This window comes from Streptomyces tritici (genome assembly GCF_048500665.1).
GTDB lineage: Bacteria > Actinomycetota > Actinomycetes > Streptomycetales > Streptomycetaceae > Streptomyces > Streptomyces tritici.
In genome coordinates, this window is record NZ_CP183183.1 from 3,995,673 (window position 1) to 4,012,442 (window position 16,770).

Here is a 16,770-nt window from a genome sequence, read left to right on the forward strand (position 1 = left end):
TTCCCTGGGGAAAACCCCAGCCTCCCCGGCCCCGCCCCGGCCCGCCCCGCGCGGACCCGGCCGGGCGCGGGCGTCCGGCATGCGGCACGGCTGCTTACCGTGGCCTTATAGGGCCTAGACTCCCGTGCGTACAGATCGTCGAACGGGCAGATCGGGCAGGGAGCGAGGGGCGGACGTGCCGGAGACGACGTCAGAGTCGACCGCGGCGGCCGTGCTCGCCGCGGCGGACTACTTCGAGGGCTACTCGGTCGTGGGGCTGCTCGCCGTGCTCGGCGTGCTGTTCGTCGCGATCGCCTTCGGCGCGGGCCGGCTGCTGCGGCCGGTCGTGCCGACGCCGGAGAAGCTGCTGACGTACGAGTGCGGCGTCGACCCCGTCGGCGAGGGCTGGGCGCACACCCAGGTCCGCTACTACGTGTACGCCTTCCTCTACGTCATCTTCGCCGTCGACTCGATCTTCCTGTTCCCCTGGGCGACGGTGTTCGCCGCGGACGGATACGGCGCGACGACCCTCGTCGAGATGTTCATCTTCCTCGGCTTCCTGGCCGTGGGACTGCTCTACGCGTACAAGAAGGGCGTCCTGACATGGACGTGAGCCCCGCCCCCGTGGACCTGCCGGAGCCGAAGAGGCTGGGCGTGCTGTCCCGCCTGGCTCCCGAGCCGATGAAGGTGGTCCTGAACTGGGGCCGCCGCTACAGCCTGTGGGTCTTCAACTTCGGCCTCGCCTGCTGCGCGATCGAGTTCATCGCGGCGTCGATGGCCCGGCACGACTTCATCCGGCTCGGCGTGATCCCCTTCGCGCCCGGCCCCCGCCAGGCCGACCTCATGATCGTCTCCGGCACCGTCACGGACAAGATGGCGCCCGCGGTCAAGCGGCTCTACGAGCAGATGCCGGAGCCGAAGTACGTGATCTCCTTCGGCGCCTGCTCGAACTGCGGCGGCCCGTACTGGGACTCGTACTCCGTCACCAAGGGGGTCGACCAGATCATCCCCGTCGACGTGTACGTGCCCGGCTGCCCGCCGCGGCCCGAGGCGCTGCTCCAGGGCATCCTCAAGCTCCAGGAGAAGATCGCCCGCGAGAGCCTCGGCGAGCGGTACTCCACCCCGTCCGTGGCCCAGCTGACCAGCGGCCTCGTGACCCCGCCGAAGCCGGGCGGTGAGGACGCGTGAGCGCGAACCCCGAGCTGTACGACGGCCTCCCCGAGACCGTCACCGAGGTCTTCGGCCCCGAGGCGACGGCGGAGCGGGCGTACGACCTGCTGACCGTCGACGTCCCGGCCGGCTCCTGGACCGAGGCGCTGACCATCGCCCGCGACACGCTGGGCTGCACGTTCTTCGACTGGCTCAGCGCGGTCGACGAGCCCGGCACGGGCTTCCGGGTCTGCGCGCACGTGGCCGCCCTGGAGGCCGGCCGGGTGCGGCGGCTCCTGCTGCGCACGACCGTGCCGCACGAGGCGGCCGCGCTGCCGACCGCGGTGGACGTGTACGCGGGCGCGGCCTGGCACGAGCGCGAGACGCACGAGATGTTCGGCGTGACCTTCACCGGCCACCCCCACCTGGTGCCGCTGCTGCTGCCGGAGAACTTCGAGGGCCACCCGCTGCGCAAGGACTTCGTCCTCGCGGCGCGGGTCGCGAAGGCGTGGCCCGGCGCGAAGGAGCCGGGCGAGTCCGAGCACGGCGGGCCGAAGCGCCGCCAGATGCTGCCGCCGGGCGTGCCCGACCCGAACGAGTGGGGCCCGCTGAAGGGCCAGCTCCCGCCCGCCCCCGAGCGTCCCGCCCGCGCCGCCCGCGCGGGCGCGGCCGGCGACCGCCCGGTCCGCCGTGCCCGCTCGGCGAGCGAGGGCTCGGCCAGCCAGGCCGCCCCGGAGGCCGCCGCCGGTACGCCCGAGGCGGGCGCCCCGGCCGCGCGTACGCGCCGTACGCGCTCCGCGAGCGAGGGCTCGGCGAGCCAGACCGGCGCCCCGGCCGCGGGCGCGCCCCCGCGCCGCGCGCGCTCCGCGAGCGCCGGTTCCGCGAGCCAGCGCGCCGAGGCGGTGGACGCCCCGGCCCCGGAGACCCCCGCCGCCGAGCGCCCCGCCCCGTCGCCGCGCCCGCGCAGCTCCGACGCCCCGTGGCACCACGCCCGCCCGGCCTTCGACGCGCCCGAACCGAAGCCCGGCACGGACCCGACGCCCACCCCGGCCGAGGAGGCCACTCCGGAGGGCACCCCGCAGGCCACTCCGGAGGCCGCACCGGAGCCCGGCCCGGCCACCGAGCCGGCCACCGAGGCCACACCCGCCCCGGAGCCCAGCCCGGAGACCGCCGCCGAGCCCGCCCCGGAACCCGAGCCGGCCGAGGAAGCCAAGCCCGCTCCCGACGCTGACCCGACTCCCGGCACCGAGCCCGCCCCGGCCGCCGAGCCGGCCAAGGAACCCGAGCCCGCCAAGAACCCCGAGCCCGCCCCCGGCGCGCCCCGTCCCCACGACCCCCCGTCCGCCCACCCGCCCGCCGGAGGCGATTCCGCGTGAATGACGTACTCGACGTCGTCCTCCGGCTGCTCGCCGTCTTCGTCGCCTTCCTCGTGCTGCCGCTCGTCGTCGGCCAGACCGAGCACAAGGTGATGGCGCACATGCAGGGCCGGCTCGGCCCCATGTACGCCGGCGGGTTCCACGGCTGGGCGCAGCTCGTCGCGGACGGCGTGAAGTTCGCGCAGAAGGAGGACGTGGTTCCGGCCGCCGCCGACCGCAGGGTCTTCCAGCTCGCGCCGGCCGTCGCCCTCCTCCCGTACCTCCTCGTCCTCGTCGCCATCCCGGTCGGCCCCGGCGACGGCGCGGTCGGCCAGATCATCGACGCGGGCGTCTTCTTCGTCCTCGCCGTGATGGGCGTCGGCGTGCTCGGCAGCCTCATGGCCGGCTGGGCCTCCGCCAACAAGTTCTCGCTGCTCGGCGGCCTGCGCACCGCCGCCCAGCTGCTCGCCTACGAGCTGCCGATGCTGCTCGCCGCCGCGTCGGTCGCGATGGCCGCCGGCACGGTCTCGCTGACCGGCATCGTCGACGCCTTCGCGTGGTGGTGGCTGCCGTGGCAGATCGTCGGCGCGCTGGTGTTCTTCGTCGCCGGTCTCGCCGAGCTCCAGCGGCCCCCGTTCGACATGCCCGTCGCCGACTCGGAGATCATCTTCGGCGCGTACACGGAGTACACCGGTCTGCGCTTCGCGCTGTTCCTGCTCGCCGAGTACGCCGGCATCGTCGTCCTCTGCGCGCTGACCACCGTCCTCTTCCTCGGCGGCTGGCACGGCCCCTTCGGCGAGGACGGCCTCGGCTGGCTGTGGACCCTGCTCAAGACCGCCGTCCTCGCCTTCGTGGTGATCTGGCTGCGCGTCTCGTACCCGCGGCTGCGGGAGGACCAGCTGCAGAAGCTCGCCTGGACGACCCTCGTCCCGCTCGCCCTCGCGCAGATCGCGCTCACCGGCATCGTGAAGGTGGCGATCAACTCATGACCCCGATCCCCGGTTCCGGCCTCGCCAAGGGGCTCGCCGTCACCCTCCGCACGATGACGAGGAAGACCGTCACCGCGCAGTACCCGGACGTCCAGCCCGAACTGCCGCCGCGCAGCCGCGGCGTGATCGGGCTGTTCGAGGAGAACTGCACGGTCTGCATGCTCTGCGCCCGCGAGTGCCCCGACTGGTGCATCTACATCGACTCCCACAAGGAGACGGTGCCGGCCGCCACCCCCGGCGGCCGCGAGCGCAGCCGCAACGTGCTCGACCGCTTCGCCATCGACTTCTCCCTCTGCATGTACTGCGGCATCTGCATCGAGGTCTGCCCCTTCGACGCGCTGTTCTGGTCGCCGGAGTTCGAGTACGCGGAGACGGACATCCACGAACTCACCCACGAGCGCGACAAGCTGCGCGAGTGGATGTGGACCGTCCCCGAACCGCCCGCCCTCGACCCGAAGGCCGAGGAGCCGAAGGAGCTCGCCGCGGCCCGCAAGGCCGCCGAGAAGCAGGCCGCCGCCGAAGCCGCGGAAGCCGCCGACCGGGGCGACGCAGGCCCGAGCGAGGCCCAGGGGGACGCGCAGTGAACCTCGCCGCCGCCCACCCCGGCTTCCTGTCGCCCACCGGCGTCGAGATCGCCTTCGTCCTCGTCGGCCTCGCCACCCTCGGCGCGGCCGTCGTCACCGTCACCACGCGCCAGCTGGTGCACGCCGCCCTCTGGCTGGTCGTCGCCCTCGGCGGGCTGGCCGTCGAGTACCTGCTGCTCACCGCCGAGTTCATCGCCTGGGTGCAGGTGCTGATCTACGTCGGTTCCGTCGTCGTGCTCCTCCTCTTCGGTCTGATGCTCACCCGCGCGCCCATCGGCCGCTCCCCGGACGCCGACTCCGGCAACCGCCCGGCTGCCCTGGTGGTCGCCGTCGCCGCCGCGGCCGCCCTCGTCTGGGTGGTCGTCGACGCCTTCCGCACCACCTGGATCGACCTGGACGGACCCGTCCAGGGCTCCACGAAGGTGTCCGGCGAGATCCTCTTCCGGCACTGGGTGCTGCCGTTCGAGGCGCTCTCCGTCCTGCTCCTCGCCGCCCTGGTCGGCGCGATCGTGCTGTCCCGCAAGGGCGACAAGGAGGATGCGCGCTGATGCACCTCGCCTACCCCGCGGTCCTCGCCGCCCTGCTCTTCTGCGTCGGCCTCTACGGCGTCCTCGCCCGCCGCAACGCGATCCTGGTCCTGATGTCCGTCGAGCTGATGCTCAACGCGGTCAACCTCAACCTGGTCGCCTTCGACGTCTGGCTCCGCGACGCCCTGCACGCCGGCCAGGCCCTGACCCTGTTCACCATCGCCATCGCCGCCGCCGAGATCGGCATCGGTCTCGCGATCGTCCTGATGGTGTACCGCAACCGCGGCACCTCGGACGTCGACCGGCTCCGTGACACCCGGGAGTCCGACGAGGACCCCGTGACCGGCGACGAGAAGGCGGAGGCCACCGCGTGACCACCACGACCCTCGCCGTCCTCGTCCCCCTCCTTCCCTTCCTCGGCTCGCTCGCCGGCCTGCTCCTCGGCCGGACGGTGCCCGGTCTCGTCCGCCCGCTGGCCGTCCTGCCGACCCTCGGCGCGGCCGTCCTCGCGGCGCTGGTCGCGGCCCGCCAGGGCGGCGGGAAGGCCGTCGACGCGGCCACCCAGCTCACCCCGACCGGCTCGGTCCCGGTCGACCTGGCCCTGCACATCGACGGCTTCGCCGCCCTGGTCGCCGTGCTCGTCGGCGTCGTCGCGTCCTGCGTGCAGATCTACTCGACCGGCTATCTGCGCCACGACTCGCGCTACCCCTCGTACGCGGCGCTCGTCTCGCTCTTCACCTCCGCGATGCTGCTGGTCGTCTACTCCGGCGACCTGATGGTCCTCCTGGTCGGCTGGGAGATCATGGGCATCTGCTCGTACTTCCTGGTCGGCCACTACTGGGAGACCCCCGAGGCGCGCTCCGCGTCCCTGAAGGCCTTCCTGGTCACCAAGCTGGGCGACGTCCCCTTCCTCTTCGGTCTGTTCGCGCTCGCCGCGGACGCCGGCACCTTCCGGATCACCGGGATCCTCGGCGCCGTCGCCTCCGGCGGCCTCGACCACCCCACCCTGATCGCGCTGCTGCTGCTCGCCGGCGTCGCCGGCAAGTCCGCGCAGTTCCCGCTGCACACCTGGCTCCCCGACGCCATGGCCGGCCCCACCCCCGTCTCGGCGCTCATCCACGCCGCGACGATGGTCGCCGCGGGCGTGTACTTCGTGGCCCGGCTGCTGCCGGTCTTCGCCGCCTCCGGCGCCGCGATGACCGTGCTCGCCGTGATGGCCGCGGTGACGATGGTCGGCTCGGCGCTCGCCGCGCTCGCCCAGGACGACATCAAGCGCGTCCTCGCCTACTCGACCATCGGCCAGCTCGGCTACATGGCCGGCGCGCTCGCCGTCGGCGACCGCGGCGCGGCCGTGTTCCACCTCCTCTCGCACGGCGCGTTCAAGGCCCTGCTGTTCCTCGCCGCCGGCGTCGTCATCCACGCCGCCGGCACCAACTCGCTCGCCGCGATGTCCCGCATGGACGGCCTGGCCAGGCGGGTCCCGGACGCGTACTGGACGATGACGGTCGCCCTGCTGGCGCTCGCCGCGATCCCGCCGTTCGCCGGCTTCTTCTCCAAGGAGGCCGTCCTGGTCGCCGCCGAGCACACCGCGCTCGGCGACCGCAGCGTCGCCCCCGCCGGAGCCGGCTGGATCGTCCTGATCGCCGCCCTGCTCACGGCCCTCGGCACCGCTGCCTACGCGATGCGCCTGTGGCTGCTGGCGTTCCACGGCCGCGGCGCCGAAGCCCCCCGACACGGTCGCCAGCCGGCCGCCATGAACACCGTTCTGTGGGTCCTCGCCGTCCCCTCGCTCGGCTTCGGGCTCACGGCCGCGTATCTCGACGACTGGTTCGACGGGAACGCCCTCACCCCGACCGTCACCACCGCCGTCCTCGGCACCGGCGTCGCCCTGGTCGGCGCGGTGATCACGTACGCCGTGTGGCGCACCCTGCGCACCCACCCGCCGGTACGCGCCGAGGCCCCGGCCACGCCGACCGTCGCCCATCCCGACGCCGAGGCGGGCGAGGTCGAGGCGGAGGCGCTGTGCCTGCCGCACCCCGCCGAGGACCCCGCCGACCCCGGCCGGCTGCTGCTCGGCCCGCTGCACCGCCACGCGGCCGACGGCTTCCACCTGGACGCCGTCTACGACCGTCTGTTCGTCCGCCCCGTCGTCGCGGCCGCGAGCCTGGTCCGCTTCCTGGACCGCGAGGTCGTCGACACGTACGTGAACGGCGCGGGCAGCGGCACGAAGGGCCTGGGGTGGCTGGTCCGCAAGGCCCAGACCGGCAACGTGCAGACCTACCTGAGCGTGCTGCTCGCCGGTTCCGTGGTCCTGGCGGTCGCCGCCGTCGTCCTTGCCAACGTCAACGCCGGATCGTGAGCCGAGCCGTGATCGATATCAGCGAATCCGTGATGCAGTTCCTTCTCGCATTGATCGTGGCCGGCCCGCTCGTCGGCGCGGCCGCGGCTCTCCTGCCGGCCCCGCCCGGACTGAAGGGGAAGTCGCCCGACCAGGCCGTGCTCCGCCACGGCGTGACCGTCACCGGCGTGATCCTGGCCGCGACCGTCGTCCTCGCGCTCGGCTTCGACCACGACCGGCCGTCGCGGATGCAGGCCACGACGGACATCCCGTGGATCCCCGCGATCGACGTGCGGATCCACCTGGGCGTCGACGGCATTTCCCTCCCCCTTCTGGTCATGACGGCGCTGCTCACGTTCCTGTGCGCGCTGTACAGCTACTTCAAGATGCCGAGCGGGCCTTCCCCCAAGGCGTTCGTCGCGCTTCTCCTCGTCCTCGAGTCCGGCACCCTGGCGACCTTCGCCGTCCTCGACCTCGTGCTGTTCTTCCTGGCCTTCGAGATGGTGCTCGTCCCGATGTACTTCCTGATCGCCCGCTGGGGCGGCGAAGGCCGGCAGGCCGCCGCCTGGAAGTTCATCCTCTTCACGCTGCTCGGTTCCGTGGTCATGCTGCTCGGCCTGCTCCTCGTCGGACTGAAGGCAGGCACGTTCGACATGGTGGCGCTCGCCGCTGACAACGGCCGTGGGCTGACCACGTCCGTGCAGGTCGTCGCGGTCCTGGCGATCGGGATCGGGCTCGCCGTGAAGACCCCGATGTGGCCGCTGCACAGCTGGCTCCCGGACGCCCACACCGCCGCCCCGACGGTCGGCTCGGTCCTCCTCGCCGGCGTGCTGCTGAAGATGGGCACGTACGGCTTCGTCCGCATCCTGCTGCCGATCGCCCCCGACGGGATGCGGGTCCTCGCCCCGTACCTCGCCGCCTTCGCCGTCGCCGGCATCGTCTACGGGTCGCTGGCCTGCCTCGCCCTCGCGCGGCCCGGCAACAAGGGCGACCTCAAGCGGCTCATCGCGTACTCGTCCGTCGGCCACATGGGCTTCGTGCTGCTCGGCATCGCGACCATGACCCCCACCGGCGTCAACGGCGCGCTGTTCGCCAACATCGCCCACGGCCTCATCACCGGCCTGCTGTTCTTCCTGGTCGGCGCGGTGAAGGACCGGTACGGCACCGCCGACCTCGACACCCTCGCCGGGGCCACCGGCGCGGCGCTCTACGGCCGCGCCCCGCGCCTCGGCGGACTGCTCGCCTTCGCCGCCGTCGCCTCCCTGGGCCTGCCCGGCCTGGCCGGCTTCTGGGGCGAGATGCTCGCGCTGTTCGGCGCGTTCGAGCCGGCCGAGGGCCTCAGCCGGCCCGCGTTCCTGACGTTCATGGCCATCGGCGGCTTCGGCACCCTGCTCACCGCCGCGTACCTGCTCCTCGTCGTCCGCCGCGTCTGCATGGGCGGCCCGCGGCCCGCGGACGAGCCCGGGCTCGCCGACGTCCAGGGGTACGAGTTCGCCGCCTGGACCCCGCTCGCCGTCCTCACCGTCGTCGCCGGCCTCTGGCCCGCGGTCCTCCTCGGCCTCACCGACCCGGCCGTGCAGCAGCTCCTCGCCGGAGGCAAGCAGTGACCCCCACCGCCGCGGCCGCAGCCGCAGTCCAAGGCGCCGACGCGAGCCTCGTGCGCGCCGCCGACGCGAGCCTCGTCCAGTCCGTCGACTGGCTCGCGATCGCACCGCCGACCCTCGTCGCCGTCGTCGGCCTCGCCGTCCTCGTCGCCGACCTGTTCGTCCCGGCGGCGCGCAAGCAGCTGCTCGGCTGGACCGCGATCGCCGGCCTGGCCGCCTCGCTCGCCCTGCTCGTCCCGCTGCGCAAGGGCGACCGCTCCACCTTCTGCCTCACCACGGACGTCCAGGCGTGCAGCTACACCGCCGACCGCTTCACCCTGGTCATCCAGCTGCTGGTGCTCGGCGGCGCCCTGCTGACCGCGCTGCTGTCCCTCACCGAGACCAAGGAGCGGCTGCCGGCCGGCGAGTACTGGTTCCTGCTGCTCTCCTCGGCCGCCGGCGCGGCGCTGCTGCCCGCCTCCCGCGACCTCGCCACCCTCGTCGTCGCCCTCGAAGTGGCCTCGCTGCCCGCGTTCGCGCTCGTCGGCCTGCGCCGCGGCGACCGGATGTCGAGCGAGGCGGCCCTGAAGTTCTTCCTGTCCTCGGTCACCGCCACCGCCGTCACCCTGCTCGGCGTCAGCTTCGTGTACGCCGCGACCGGCACCCTGCACCTGACCGAGGTGGCGCAGCTGCTCCACGACGTCCCCGAGCGCCTCGACGTCCTGGCGCAGACGGGCGTGGTCCTCACGCTGGTCGGCTTCGCCTTCAAGACGGCCGCGGTGCCGTTCCACTTCTGGGTGCCGGACACGTACGTCGGCGCGCCGCTGCCGGTCGCCGCGTACCTCTCGGTCGTCGGCAAGGCGGTGGGTTTCACCGGCCTGGTCCTGGTGACGGTCGTGGCGTTCCCGACGTACGCGGACCTGTGGGGTCCGGCCCTGGCCGTGCTCGCCGCGCTGACCATGACCGTCGGCAACGTGGCGGCGGCCCGCCAGGCCGCCGACCGGCCGTGGAGCGCGGTCCGGCTGCTCGCCTGGTCGTCGGTCGCCCAGGCCGGGTACCTGCTGGTGCCGATCGCCGCCGCCGCGTACTCCAGCGACGACCAGATCGGCGCGACGGTGGCGTACGCGCTGATGTACGCCGTGGTGAACCTCGGCGCGTTCGCGGTGGTCGCCCTGGTGGCCCGCACGCGGCCGCGGAACCGCGTCGCCGACTACCGGGGCCTGTACGCGACCCATCCCGTCGCCGCGCTGGTCCTGGGCTTCTTCCTGCTCAACCTGGCGGGCCTGCCGCCCGGTGTCATCGGGCTCTTCGCCAAGGTCACGGTGTTCTCCTCGGCGGTGGACGCGGGCCTCGGCTGGCTGGCCGTCGTCATGGGCGTCAACGTCGTGATCGGCCTGTACTACTACCTGCGGTGGACGGCGGTCCTGTTCCGCGCGCCCGAGGGCGAGCCGGTCCTGCACCGGGTGCCGGCGCCCGTGACCACGGCGATCGCACTGACGGCCGTCGCGGGCGTGGTCCTGTCGGGCTGGCCGCAGTTCGCGCTGCGGTTCGCGGCGACGAGCCTGTTCTGACCGCCCCGCCGGCCGCCCCCCACAGCCTTCCCCCCCCACACCCCCCATCCCCCACAGAGAAGCGCATCAAGGAGCAGTGCCGTGCTGAACGGTTTCAAGGACTTCATCCTTCGCGGGAACGTCATCTCGATGGCCATCGGCCTGGCCGTCGGTTCGGCGTTCACCGCCGTCGTCACCGGCTTCAGCAAGGCGTTCATCACCCCGCTCATCGGTCTGGCCACGGGCTCGGTCGGCGACTTCAGCGAGGCGAGGTTCACCGTCGGCAAGACGATCTTCCCGTACGGTCTGGCGATCTCCGCCGCCATCGCGTTCGTGATCACCGCCGCCGTCCTCTACTTCTGCATCGTGGTCCCGATGACCAAGGTCCAGGCGCGGTTCGCGAAGGAGGAGGCGAAGGACGCCAAGTCCGAGAAGCGCGACTGCCCGGCCTGCTTCAGCGAGATCCCGGCGATCGCCACCCGCTGCGCCCACTGCACCAGCGCGGTCGAGCCGGTCGAGGCCGCGCTGCGGGCCGCCGGCCTGGACAAGGTGCCCGCCCAGGTCTGACCCCCTCACCCGAACGGCCCCTGCCCGCCCCCGTGCGGCCGGGGGAACCCGTGCCTCCCGCCTGGCGTTGACCAGTACGGGAGGGTCCACTGGACGAAGTGGATCCGCACCCAGCAAAGGGTTCCCCTGCCGCACCACTTGGAGGGCGTACCGTGCACCGCCGGCACAACGGGCTGAGGACCGCCGTACTCCTCGGAGGGCTCTCGGCCCTCATCATCCTGATCGGCAGCCTCTTCGGGCGTACGGGCCTGATCGTGGCGCTCGTCGTGGCGCTCGGCACCAACGCGTACGCGTACTGGAACAGCGACAAGCTCGCGCTGCGCGCCATGCGGGCCCGGCCGGTCAGCGAGTTCGAGGCCCCGGGCCTGTACCGGATGGTCCGGGAGCTCTCCACGCAGGCGCGGCAGCCGATGCCCCGCCTGTACATCTCGCCCACCCAGGCCCCGAACGCCTTCGCGACCGGCCGGAACCCGCGGAACGCGGCGGTCTGCTGCACCGAGGGCATCCTGCAGATACTCGACGAGCGCGAGCTGCGCGGTGTCATCGGCCACGAGCTCAGCCACGTCTACAACCGGGACATCCTGATCTCGTCCGTGGCCGGCGCCCTCGCCTCCGTGATCATGTTCCTGGTCAACTTCGCCTGGCTGATCCCGGTCGGCCGCTCGGACGACGACGAGGGCCCGGGCCTGTTCGGCATGCTGCTGACCATGATCCTCGGCCCGATCGCGGCCTCCCTGATCCAGCTCGCGATCAGCCGCTCCCGGGAGTACGAGGCGGACGCCTCCGGCGCCCAGCTCACCGGCGACCCGCTGGCGCTGGCGAGCGCGCTGCGCAAGCTCGAAGCGGGCACGAAGCAGCTGCCGCTGCCGCCGGAGCCCCGGATCGAGTCGGCCAGCCACATGATGATCGCGAACCCCTTCCGACCGGGGCAGGGCTTCGCCAAGCTGTTCTCCACGCACCCGCCGATGGCGGAGCGCATCGCCCGACTCGAGCAGATGGCAGGTCACCGTCCATGAAGACCCTTCTGAACGTCATCTGGCTGGTCCTGTGCGGCTTTTGGATGTTCCTCGGCTACCTGCTGGCCGGCGTCCTGCTGTGCATCACGATCATCGGCATCCCCTTCGGCCTCGCGGCCTTCCGGATCGGCCTCTACGCCCTGTGGCCCTTCGGGCACACGGTCGTCGACCGGCGGGACGCGGGCGCGCCGTCGTGCGTCGGCAACGTGCTGTGGCTGGTCCTGGCCGGCTGGTGGCTGGCGCTTGGCCACATCACGACGGGCATCGTCCTGTGCGTCACGATCATCGGCATTCCGCTGGGCATCGCGAACTTCAAGCTGATCCCGGTGTCCCTGCTGCCCCTGGGCAAGGAGATCGTCCGCACGGACGAGGCGTTCGCACGCTGGTGAGAGACGGCGGGGGCGCTGGTGAGAGGCGGCGGGGGAGCGCTGGTGAGAGGCGGCGGGGGAGAGGTCGTCGGGTCGGCACCGGCCGGGCCGAAAACCCCTTCGGCCCGGCCCCCGCCCCCACCTACGATCTCCGCCCATGGACTCCGCGAAGTACGCCCTCCAGACCGACCCCAGGACCCCGCAGTCGCCCTACGGCTCCGGGGTGCTGGCCCTGTGCAAGGGCGTCGACGGCCTCTTCGCCGAGCCCGCCCCGCCGCGCCGGGCGCGCTTCGAACTGCGCGGCTGCGAGCCGCGCGGGGAGTTCGCCCGGGCGGTCGCGGAGGCGGCCACGAGCGGCACGGCCCCGCTCGGTCCGCTGCTGGTGCGGTACGCGGGCGACGGCGTCCGGGACCTGGAGGACGTACGGGTCCTCGGTGCGGCCGGGGACGTCGTCACGGTCGAGGGGGTCGTCCCCCACTGGGCCCGCGGCCAGGACGACGGGGGCGTGGCGGTCGTCGAGCGGCCGGCGGAGGCGCGCTGCGAGGACCTGGTCCGCGTCTCGCCCGACGAACCGGAGGAGCGGACGCACACCGAGGTCACGTTCCTCGGCTGCTCCCCGCGCGGCCCGCTCCGTGACGCCCTGGAGGCCGGCGAGGAGGAGTTCACCGCCGGGATCACGTACGAGCGGCTGGCGTACATGGCCGTGGCCGCGCAGGGCCACGACACCGCCCGCCTGGTCGGCTGGGAGCCGTCCCGCCGCCACTACGGCCTGCTCGACCTGACCGTCCTCGTCGACCGCGAGGACCTGCGCGTCCCCGCGCACGAGGGCATCTGGGACCTGTGGTGGTGGCAGGCCCCCAAGAAGCCCGGCACCTGGGCGGACTTCCCGCCGGGCACGCGGCGGGAGTGGCTGCGGCAGGCCGAACGCCGCGCCTGGGACCTGCCCGGCTACCCGCCCGGCGTCGCCACGTACCACCTCGACGGCCGGCACGTCGTGGACGCGGACTCGTTCCTGTGCGCCCTCGGCGAGGCCGTCCTCGGCCCCGGCGGCTACATCGCCGCCGACCTGCCGGGCCTGCGCCACGCCCTCGTCGTCGGCGTGGGCGACACCCTGGTCTGGCACGACGCCGCCGTCGCCCGCGCCCGCCTGGGCCTCTGCCCCGTCACCCCGTTCCGCCCGCCCACGTTCGAGGAGATCCTGAGGACCCTGGAGGAAACGGGCCTCCAGGTGACCTTGGCCTGACCGCGGTGACACCCGGCTTGACCGTGGTGACACCCGGCGTCCCCGAGGGGCACCCGGTCTCCCCGAGGGGGCATCCGGCCTCCCCGGGGTGACACCCGGACCCCCGCAGGGCACCTGGTCTCCCCGCCGGCTCAGTGGCCGCCGCCCCGCCCCCCGCGCACCGCGTACGCGACCGCGCCGACGGCCAGGACGCCCGTGCCCGCCGCGACCGAGGGCCAGGGCAGGGAGAAGGCGAGGGCGGCGCAGCCGGCGAGGCCGAGGACCGCGAGGGCGCGTTCGCGGGCGCCCAGCGTCCAGGCGGAGGCGTTGGCGATGCCGTAGTAGACCAGGACCCCGAACGACGAGAAGCCGATCGCGCCCCGCACGTCCGCGAACGCCGCCACCACGGCCACCACCGCGCCCACCGCCAGCTCCGCGCGGTGCGGCACCTGGAAGCGGGGGTGGACGGCCGCGAGGCCGCCCGGCAGATGGCCGTCCCGGGCCATCGCCAGCGTCGTACGGGACACCCCCAGGATCAGCGCCAGCAGCGAGCCCAGCGCGGCGACCGCCGCGCCCACCCGCACCACCGGCACCAGCCAGTCCGCGCCCGCCGCCCGCGCCGCGTCCGAGAGCGGCGCACCGGAGGCCGCGAGCCCCTCCGGGCCGAGCACCGCGAGCACGGCCGCGGCGACCGCCGCGTACACCGCCAGCGCGATGCCCAGCGCCAGCGGCACCGCGCGCGGGATCGTCCGCGCCGGGTCCCGCACCTCCTCGCCGAGCGTCGCGATCCGCGCGTACCCGGCGAAGGCGAAGAACAGCAGCCCCGCCGCCTGCAGCACCCCGCCCGCCGACGCGTCCGCGCCGACGGCCAGCCGGCCGGCGTCCCCGGCGCCGAAGGACACCGCCGCGACGGCCGCGAGCACCGCGAGCACGACCGCGACGATCACCCGGGTGGCCAGGGCGGACTTCTGCACGCCGGTGTAGTTCAGGGCGGTCAGCGCGACCACGGCCGCGACGGCGACCGCGTGCGCCTGCTCCGGCCAGACGTACGCCCCGACCGTGAGCGCCATCGCCGCGCAGGAGGCCGTCTTGCCGACGACGAACGCCCACCCGGCGAGGTACCCCCAGAAGGACCCCAGCCGTTCGCGCCCGTACACGTACGTGCCGCCCGACGCCGGGTACCGCGCCGCGAGCCGGGCCGACGCCATGGCGTTGCAGTACGCCACCAGCCCGGCGAGGGCGAGCGCGGGCAGCAGCGCGGAGCCGGCCGCCCCGGCCGCCGGCCCGAGGGCGACGAAGATGCCCGCGCCGACCATCGACCCGAGCCCGATGACGACGGCGTCGAAGACGCCGAGCGTGCGCCGCAGTTCCTGTGTCATGCGGGGGAGCGTACGGCCCCCGGGCGAACTCCCGGCGACGGCCCCGGGCAACCGCCGACGCGGCGACGCGCGTCTCCTCTGTCATGACCATCATCAGCTGGATCGTCCTGGGCCTGCTCGCCGGCGTCATCGCCAAGATCCTGCTGCCCGGCCGCGACCCGGGCGGCCTCATCGGCACGACCGTCATCGGCGTCGTCGGCGCGTTCCTCGGCGGCTGGCTCTCCGCCCGCTTCCTGGACCGCCCGATCGACGCGGACTTCTACGACGGCGCGACGTGGGTGTCGGCGATCGGCGGCTCGCTCGTGCTGCTCATCGCGTACCGCATCTTCTTCGGCCACTCGCGCGAGCGGCGGTAGTCCCTGCCGGGAGCACGGGCTTCAGACCCCGGTCTCCCGCAGGGTGATGTTCAGCCGGCCGCGCAGCCCGAGTTCCGGCGGCGCGGTCCCGGGGTGCACCTTGGGCACGCCGTGGTACGCGAACCTCGACGCCCCGCCGAACACGAAGAGGTCCCCGGACGCCAACTCCACATCCGTGTACGGCTTTCCGCGGCTCTCGGTGTTCCCGAACCGGAACACGCACCGGTCGCCCAGGCTCAGCGACACCACCGGCGCGCCGGAGCGTTCGTCCTTGTCCTGGTGCATGCCCATCTTCGCGCCGGCGCCCGCGTCGTAGTAGTTCACGAACGCGGTGTCGGGCGCGTAGCCGCCGTCGTCGCCGTACGCCTCGGCGACGGCCTCCCGCCCCAACTCGGCCAGCCAGCCGGGCAGTTCGACCGCGACCTCGTCGACGTACCGGTACGGCACCCAGCGCCGCCCGAGCCCCAGCGACTGCACGGACATCACGCCGCCGCCCGGCAGCACGATGTGCCGGTACGGGACGGGCCCGCGCCCCCACTCCCGGCAGGCCGCCACCAACTCCCGCTGCCGCGCGGCCGACAGCCACCCGGGGACGTGCACGGCCCCGGGCGCGACGACGGCCCGCTCCCGCGGGAAGAGGCCCTCCACGGCTAGGCGGCCCCCTCGAGCGCCAGCAGCCGCTCCTTGCGCTCGAGCCCGGCCGCGTACCCGCGCAGGGCGCCGTCCGCCCCGATCACCCGGTGGCAGGGCCGTACGACGAGCAGCGGATTGCGCCCGATCGCGGTGCCGACGGCCCGCACGCCGGCCCCGGAGGAGCCGACCCGCCGGGCGATGTCCCCGTACGTGGCGGTGGTCCCGTACGGGATGTCCTCCAGCGCCCGCCAGACGCGCCGCTGGAACTCCGTCCCGCTCGGCGCGAACGGGACGTCGAACCGTTCGCGCCGCCCGGCGAAGTACTCCTCGAACTGCCCGGCCACCTCGGCGAACGCCTCAGGCGCGCACCGCCACCCGTCCCGGACCTCGACGACCCCCTTCTGCCCGGGCAGCGACACCGAGGCGAGCAGCACGCCCCCGCTCTCCTGGCCCCGCCCGACGAGCAGCAGGGCCCCGAGCGGCGAGTCGACCCGCGCGTACACCGGATCGCCGGCGCGTACGGCGTACTCGGCTTCCATGACCTCTCCTCTCCACGCCGCCAGTCTGCTCCCGCCCCGCCGGCCGGAGCTGGCGGTTTTCGGACACGGAGGCGGCCGCGGGAGGGGCTGCTACCGGTAGTTCACGAACTGCAGGGCGAAGTCGAAGTCCTTGCCCTTGAGCAGCGCGATCACGGCCTGCAGGTCGTCGCGGCTCTTGGAGCTGACCCGCAGCTCGTCGCCCTGCACCTGCGCCTTGACGCCCTTCGGGCCCTCGTCGCGGATGACCTTGGAGACCTTCTTCGCGTTGTCCTGGGAGATGCCCTCCTGGATCGTCGCGAAGATCTTGTACTCCTTGCCCGACAGCTGCGGCTCGCCGGCCTCCAGCGCCTTCAGCGAGATGCCCCGCTTGATCAGCTTGGACTGGAACACGTCGAGGATCGCCTTGACCCGGTCCTCGCCGTTCGCCTGCATCACGATCTTCTCGCCCGACCACTCGATCGAGGCGTTGGTCCCCTTGAAGTCGTAGCGCTGCGAGATCTCCTTCGCGGTCTGGTTGAGGGCGTTGTCGACCTCCTGCCGCTCGACCTTGGAGACGATGTCGAAACTGGAGTCGGCCATGACGTGTGGCTCCTTGCGTCGATGCCATCGCGCGTGCGCGGGGGTACGTAGTGGTTA

At 73.4% G+C, this 16,770-nt stretch carries 19 protein-coding genes; 15 read left to right on the top strand and 4 right to left on the bottom strand.

Translation table 11 applies throughout. From position 1 onward, the window contains the following. Positions 1-175 precede the first annotated feature (175 nt). The 14 genes from ACNJ93_RS18560 to ACNJ93_RS18625 all read left to right on the top strand — a co-directional run bounded on the left by ACNJ93_RS18560 (position 176) and on the right by ACNJ93_RS18625 (position 13,248). A complete protein-coding gene (locus ACNJ93_RS18560; RefSeq protein WP_418958522.1) occupies positions 176-592 on the top strand; it encodes an NADH-quinone oxidoreductase subunit A in 417 nt (138 codons plus the stop codon). After that, positions 583-1,167 carry an NADH-quinone oxidoreductase subunit B gene (locus ACNJ93_RS18565; protein ID WP_418958523.1) on the top strand — a complete coding sequence of 195 codons (585 nt, stop codon included), beginning with the start codon at positions 583-585 and terminating at the stop codon, positions 1,165-1,167. The genes ACNJ93_RS18560 and ACNJ93_RS18565 overlap by 10 nt, the downstream gene beginning before the upstream one ends. Then, the gene (locus tag ACNJ93_RS18570) at positions 1,164-2,504 is read left to right on the top strand and encodes an NADH-quinone oxidoreductase subunit C (RefSeq protein ID WP_418958524.1); all 1,341 of its coding nucleotides are present in this window, start codon (positions 1,164-1,166) and stop codon (positions 2,502-2,504) included. The genes ACNJ93_RS18565 and ACNJ93_RS18570 overlap by 4 nt, the downstream gene beginning before the upstream one ends. Next, positions 2,501-3,472: a complex I subunit 1/NuoH family protein gene (locus ACNJ93_RS18575; RefSeq protein ID WP_418958525.1), complete on the top strand. Its 972-nt coding sequence runs from the start codon at positions 2,501-2,503 to the stop codon at positions 3,470-3,472. Before ACNJ93_RS18570 ends, ACNJ93_RS18575 begins: the two co-directional genes overlap by 4 nt. Continuing rightward, entirely contained in the window at positions 3,469-4,056 is a 588-nt protein-coding gene (locus ACNJ93_RS18580) for a NuoI/complex I 23 kDa subunit family protein (RefSeq protein ID WP_418958526.1), read from the top strand. The genes ACNJ93_RS18575 and ACNJ93_RS18580 overlap by 4 nt, the downstream gene beginning before the upstream one ends. Further along, positions 4,053-4,604, top strand: a complete 552-nt coding sequence (locus tag ACNJ93_RS18585; protein ID WP_418958527.1) for an NADH-quinone oxidoreductase subunit J — start codon at positions 4,053-4,055, stop codon at positions 4,602-4,604. The genes ACNJ93_RS18580 and ACNJ93_RS18585 overlap by 4 nt, the downstream gene beginning before the upstream one ends. Continuing rightward, positions 4,604-4,957: an NADH-quinone oxidoreductase subunit NuoK gene (gene nuoK, locus ACNJ93_RS18590; RefSeq protein ID WP_418958528.1), complete on the top strand. Its 354-nt coding sequence runs from the start codon at positions 4,604-4,606 to the stop codon at positions 4,955-4,957. The genes ACNJ93_RS18585 and nuoK overlap by 1 nt, the downstream gene beginning before the upstream one ends. Then, positions 4,954-6,942, top strand: coding sequence for an NADH-quinone oxidoreductase subunit L (locus ACNJ93_RS18595; RefSeq protein WP_418958529.1), 1,989 nt, complete (start codon positions 4,954-4,956; stop codon positions 6,940-6,942). Before nuoK ends, ACNJ93_RS18595 begins: the two co-directional genes overlap by 4 nt. 32 nt (positions 6,943-6,974) lie before the next feature. Further along, on the top strand, positions 6,975-8,528 hold the full coding sequence (locus ACNJ93_RS18600) for a complex I subunit 4 family protein (protein WP_418961458.1): 1,554 nt from the start codon (positions 6,975-6,977) through the stop codon (positions 8,526-8,528). After that, complete coding sequence (locus ACNJ93_RS18605; RefSeq protein WP_418958530.1) at positions 8,525-10,075, top strand: NADH-quinone oxidoreductase subunit N; 1,551 nt, start codon at positions 8,525-8,527, stop codon at positions 10,073-10,075. Before ACNJ93_RS18600 ends, ACNJ93_RS18605 begins: the two co-directional genes overlap by 4 nt. A gap of 81 nt (positions 10,076-10,156) precedes the next feature. Next, positions 10,157-10,621, top strand: a complete 465-nt coding sequence (gene mscL / locus ACNJ93_RS18610; RefSeq protein WP_418958531.1) for a large conductance mechanosensitive channel protein MscL — start codon at positions 10,157-10,159, stop codon at positions 10,619-10,621. A gap of 152 nt (positions 10,622-10,773) precedes the next feature. Continuing rightward, a complete protein-coding gene (gene htpX, locus ACNJ93_RS18615) occupies positions 10,774-11,637 on the top strand; it encodes a zinc metalloprotease HtpX (RefSeq protein ID WP_418958532.1) in 864 nt (287 codons plus the stop codon). Next, positions 11,634-12,026 carry a YccF domain-containing protein gene (locus tag ACNJ93_RS18620; RefSeq protein ID WP_418958533.1) on the top strand — a complete coding sequence of 131 codons (393 nt, stop codon included), beginning with the start codon at positions 11,634-11,636 and terminating at the stop codon, positions 12,024-12,026. Before htpX ends, ACNJ93_RS18620 begins: the two co-directional genes overlap by 4 nt. Before the next feature lie 136 nt (positions 12,027-12,162). Continuing rightward, positions 12,163-13,248 (top strand): hypothetical protein, encoded by a 1,086-nt coding sequence (locus tag ACNJ93_RS18625; protein WP_418958534.1) that lies wholly within the window; start codon positions 12,163-12,165, stop codon positions 13,246-13,248. Between the two features lie 131 nt (positions 13,249-13,379). On the opposite strand, the gene ACNJ93_RS18630 is transcribed toward ACNJ93_RS18625, so the two are convergent. Next, entirely contained in the window at positions 13,380-14,606 is a 1,227-nt protein-coding gene (locus ACNJ93_RS18630) for an APC family permease (protein ID WP_418958535.1), read from the bottom strand. 83 nt (positions 14,607-14,689) lie between these two features. Between ACNJ93_RS18630 and ACNJ93_RS18635 the strand changes: the two genes are divergently transcribed. Then, the gene (locus ACNJ93_RS18635; protein ID WP_418958536.1) at positions 14,690-14,962 is read left to right on the top strand and encodes a GlsB/YeaQ/YmgE family stress response membrane protein; all 273 of its coding nucleotides are present in this window, start codon (positions 14,690-14,692) and stop codon (positions 14,960-14,962) included. Positions 14,963-14,983: 21 nt separating this feature from the next. Here ACNJ93_RS18635 and ACNJ93_RS18640 read toward each other — a convergent pair whose 3' ends face one another. From ACNJ93_RS18640 to ACNJ93_RS18650, 3 genes are all read right to left on the bottom strand, one after another. Beyond that, on the bottom strand, positions 14,984-15,610 hold the full coding sequence (locus ACNJ93_RS18640; protein WP_418958537.1) for an alpha-ketoglutarate-dependent dioxygenase AlkB family protein: 627 nt from the start codon (positions 15,608-15,610) through the stop codon (positions 14,984-14,986). Positions 15,611-15,612: 2 nt separating this feature from the next. Further along, positions 15,613-16,134 carry a methylated-DNA--[protein]-cysteine S-methyltransferase gene (locus ACNJ93_RS18645; protein WP_418958538.1) on the bottom strand — a complete coding sequence of 174 codons (522 nt, stop codon included), beginning with the start codon at positions 16,132-16,134 and terminating at the stop codon, positions 15,613-15,615. Between the two features lie 90 nt (positions 16,135-16,224). Next, on the bottom strand, positions 16,225-16,713 hold the full coding sequence (locus ACNJ93_RS18650) for a YajQ family cyclic di-GMP-binding protein (protein WP_418958539.1): 489 nt from the start codon (positions 16,711-16,713) through the stop codon (positions 16,225-16,227). Between the last annotated feature and the right edge of the window lie 57 nt (positions 16,714-16,770).

Excerpts from the sequence above, each read along its gene's own strand:
- ACNJ93_RS18565 (WP_418958523.1), top strand. The coding sequence starts at position 583 with ATGGACGTGAGCCCCGCCCCCGTGGACCTGCCGGAGCCGAAGAGGCTG.
- ACNJ93_RS18580 (WP_418958526.1), top strand. The coding sequence starts at position 3,469 with ATGACCCCGATCCCCGGTTCCGGCCTCGCCAAGGGGCTCGCCGTCACC.
- nuoK (WP_418958528.1), top strand. The coding sequence starts at position 4,604 with ATGCACCTCGCCTACCCCGCGGTCCTCGCCGCCCTGCTCTTCTGCGTC.
- ACNJ93_RS18600 (WP_418961458.1), top strand. The coding sequence starts at position 6,975 with ATGCAGTTCCTTCTCGCATTGATCGTGGCCGGCCCGCTCGTCGGCGCG.
- ACNJ93_RS18620 (WP_418958533.1), top strand. The coding sequence starts at position 11,634 with ATGAAGACCCTTCTGAACGTCATCTGGCTGGTCCTGTGCGGCTTTTGG.
- ACNJ93_RS18625 (WP_418958534.1), top strand. The coding sequence starts at position 12,163 with ATGGACTCCGCGAAGTACGCCCTCCAGACCGACCCCAGGACCCCGCAG.
- ACNJ93_RS18630 (WP_418958535.1), bottom strand. The coding sequence starts at position 14,606 with ATGACACAGGAACTGCGGCGCACGCTCGGCGTCTTCGACGCCGTCGTC.
- ACNJ93_RS18635 (WP_418958536.1), top strand. The coding sequence starts at position 14,690 with ATGACCATCATCAGCTGGATCGTCCTGGGCCTGCTCGCCGGCGTCATC.
- ACNJ93_RS18645 (WP_418958538.1), bottom strand. The coding sequence starts at position 16,134 with ATGGAAGCCGAGTACGCCGTACGCGCCGGCGATCCGGTGTACGCGCGG.
- ACNJ93_RS18650 (WP_418958539.1), bottom strand. The coding sequence starts at position 16,713 with ATGGCCGACTCCAGTTTCGACATCGTCTCCAAGGTCGAGCGGCAGGAG.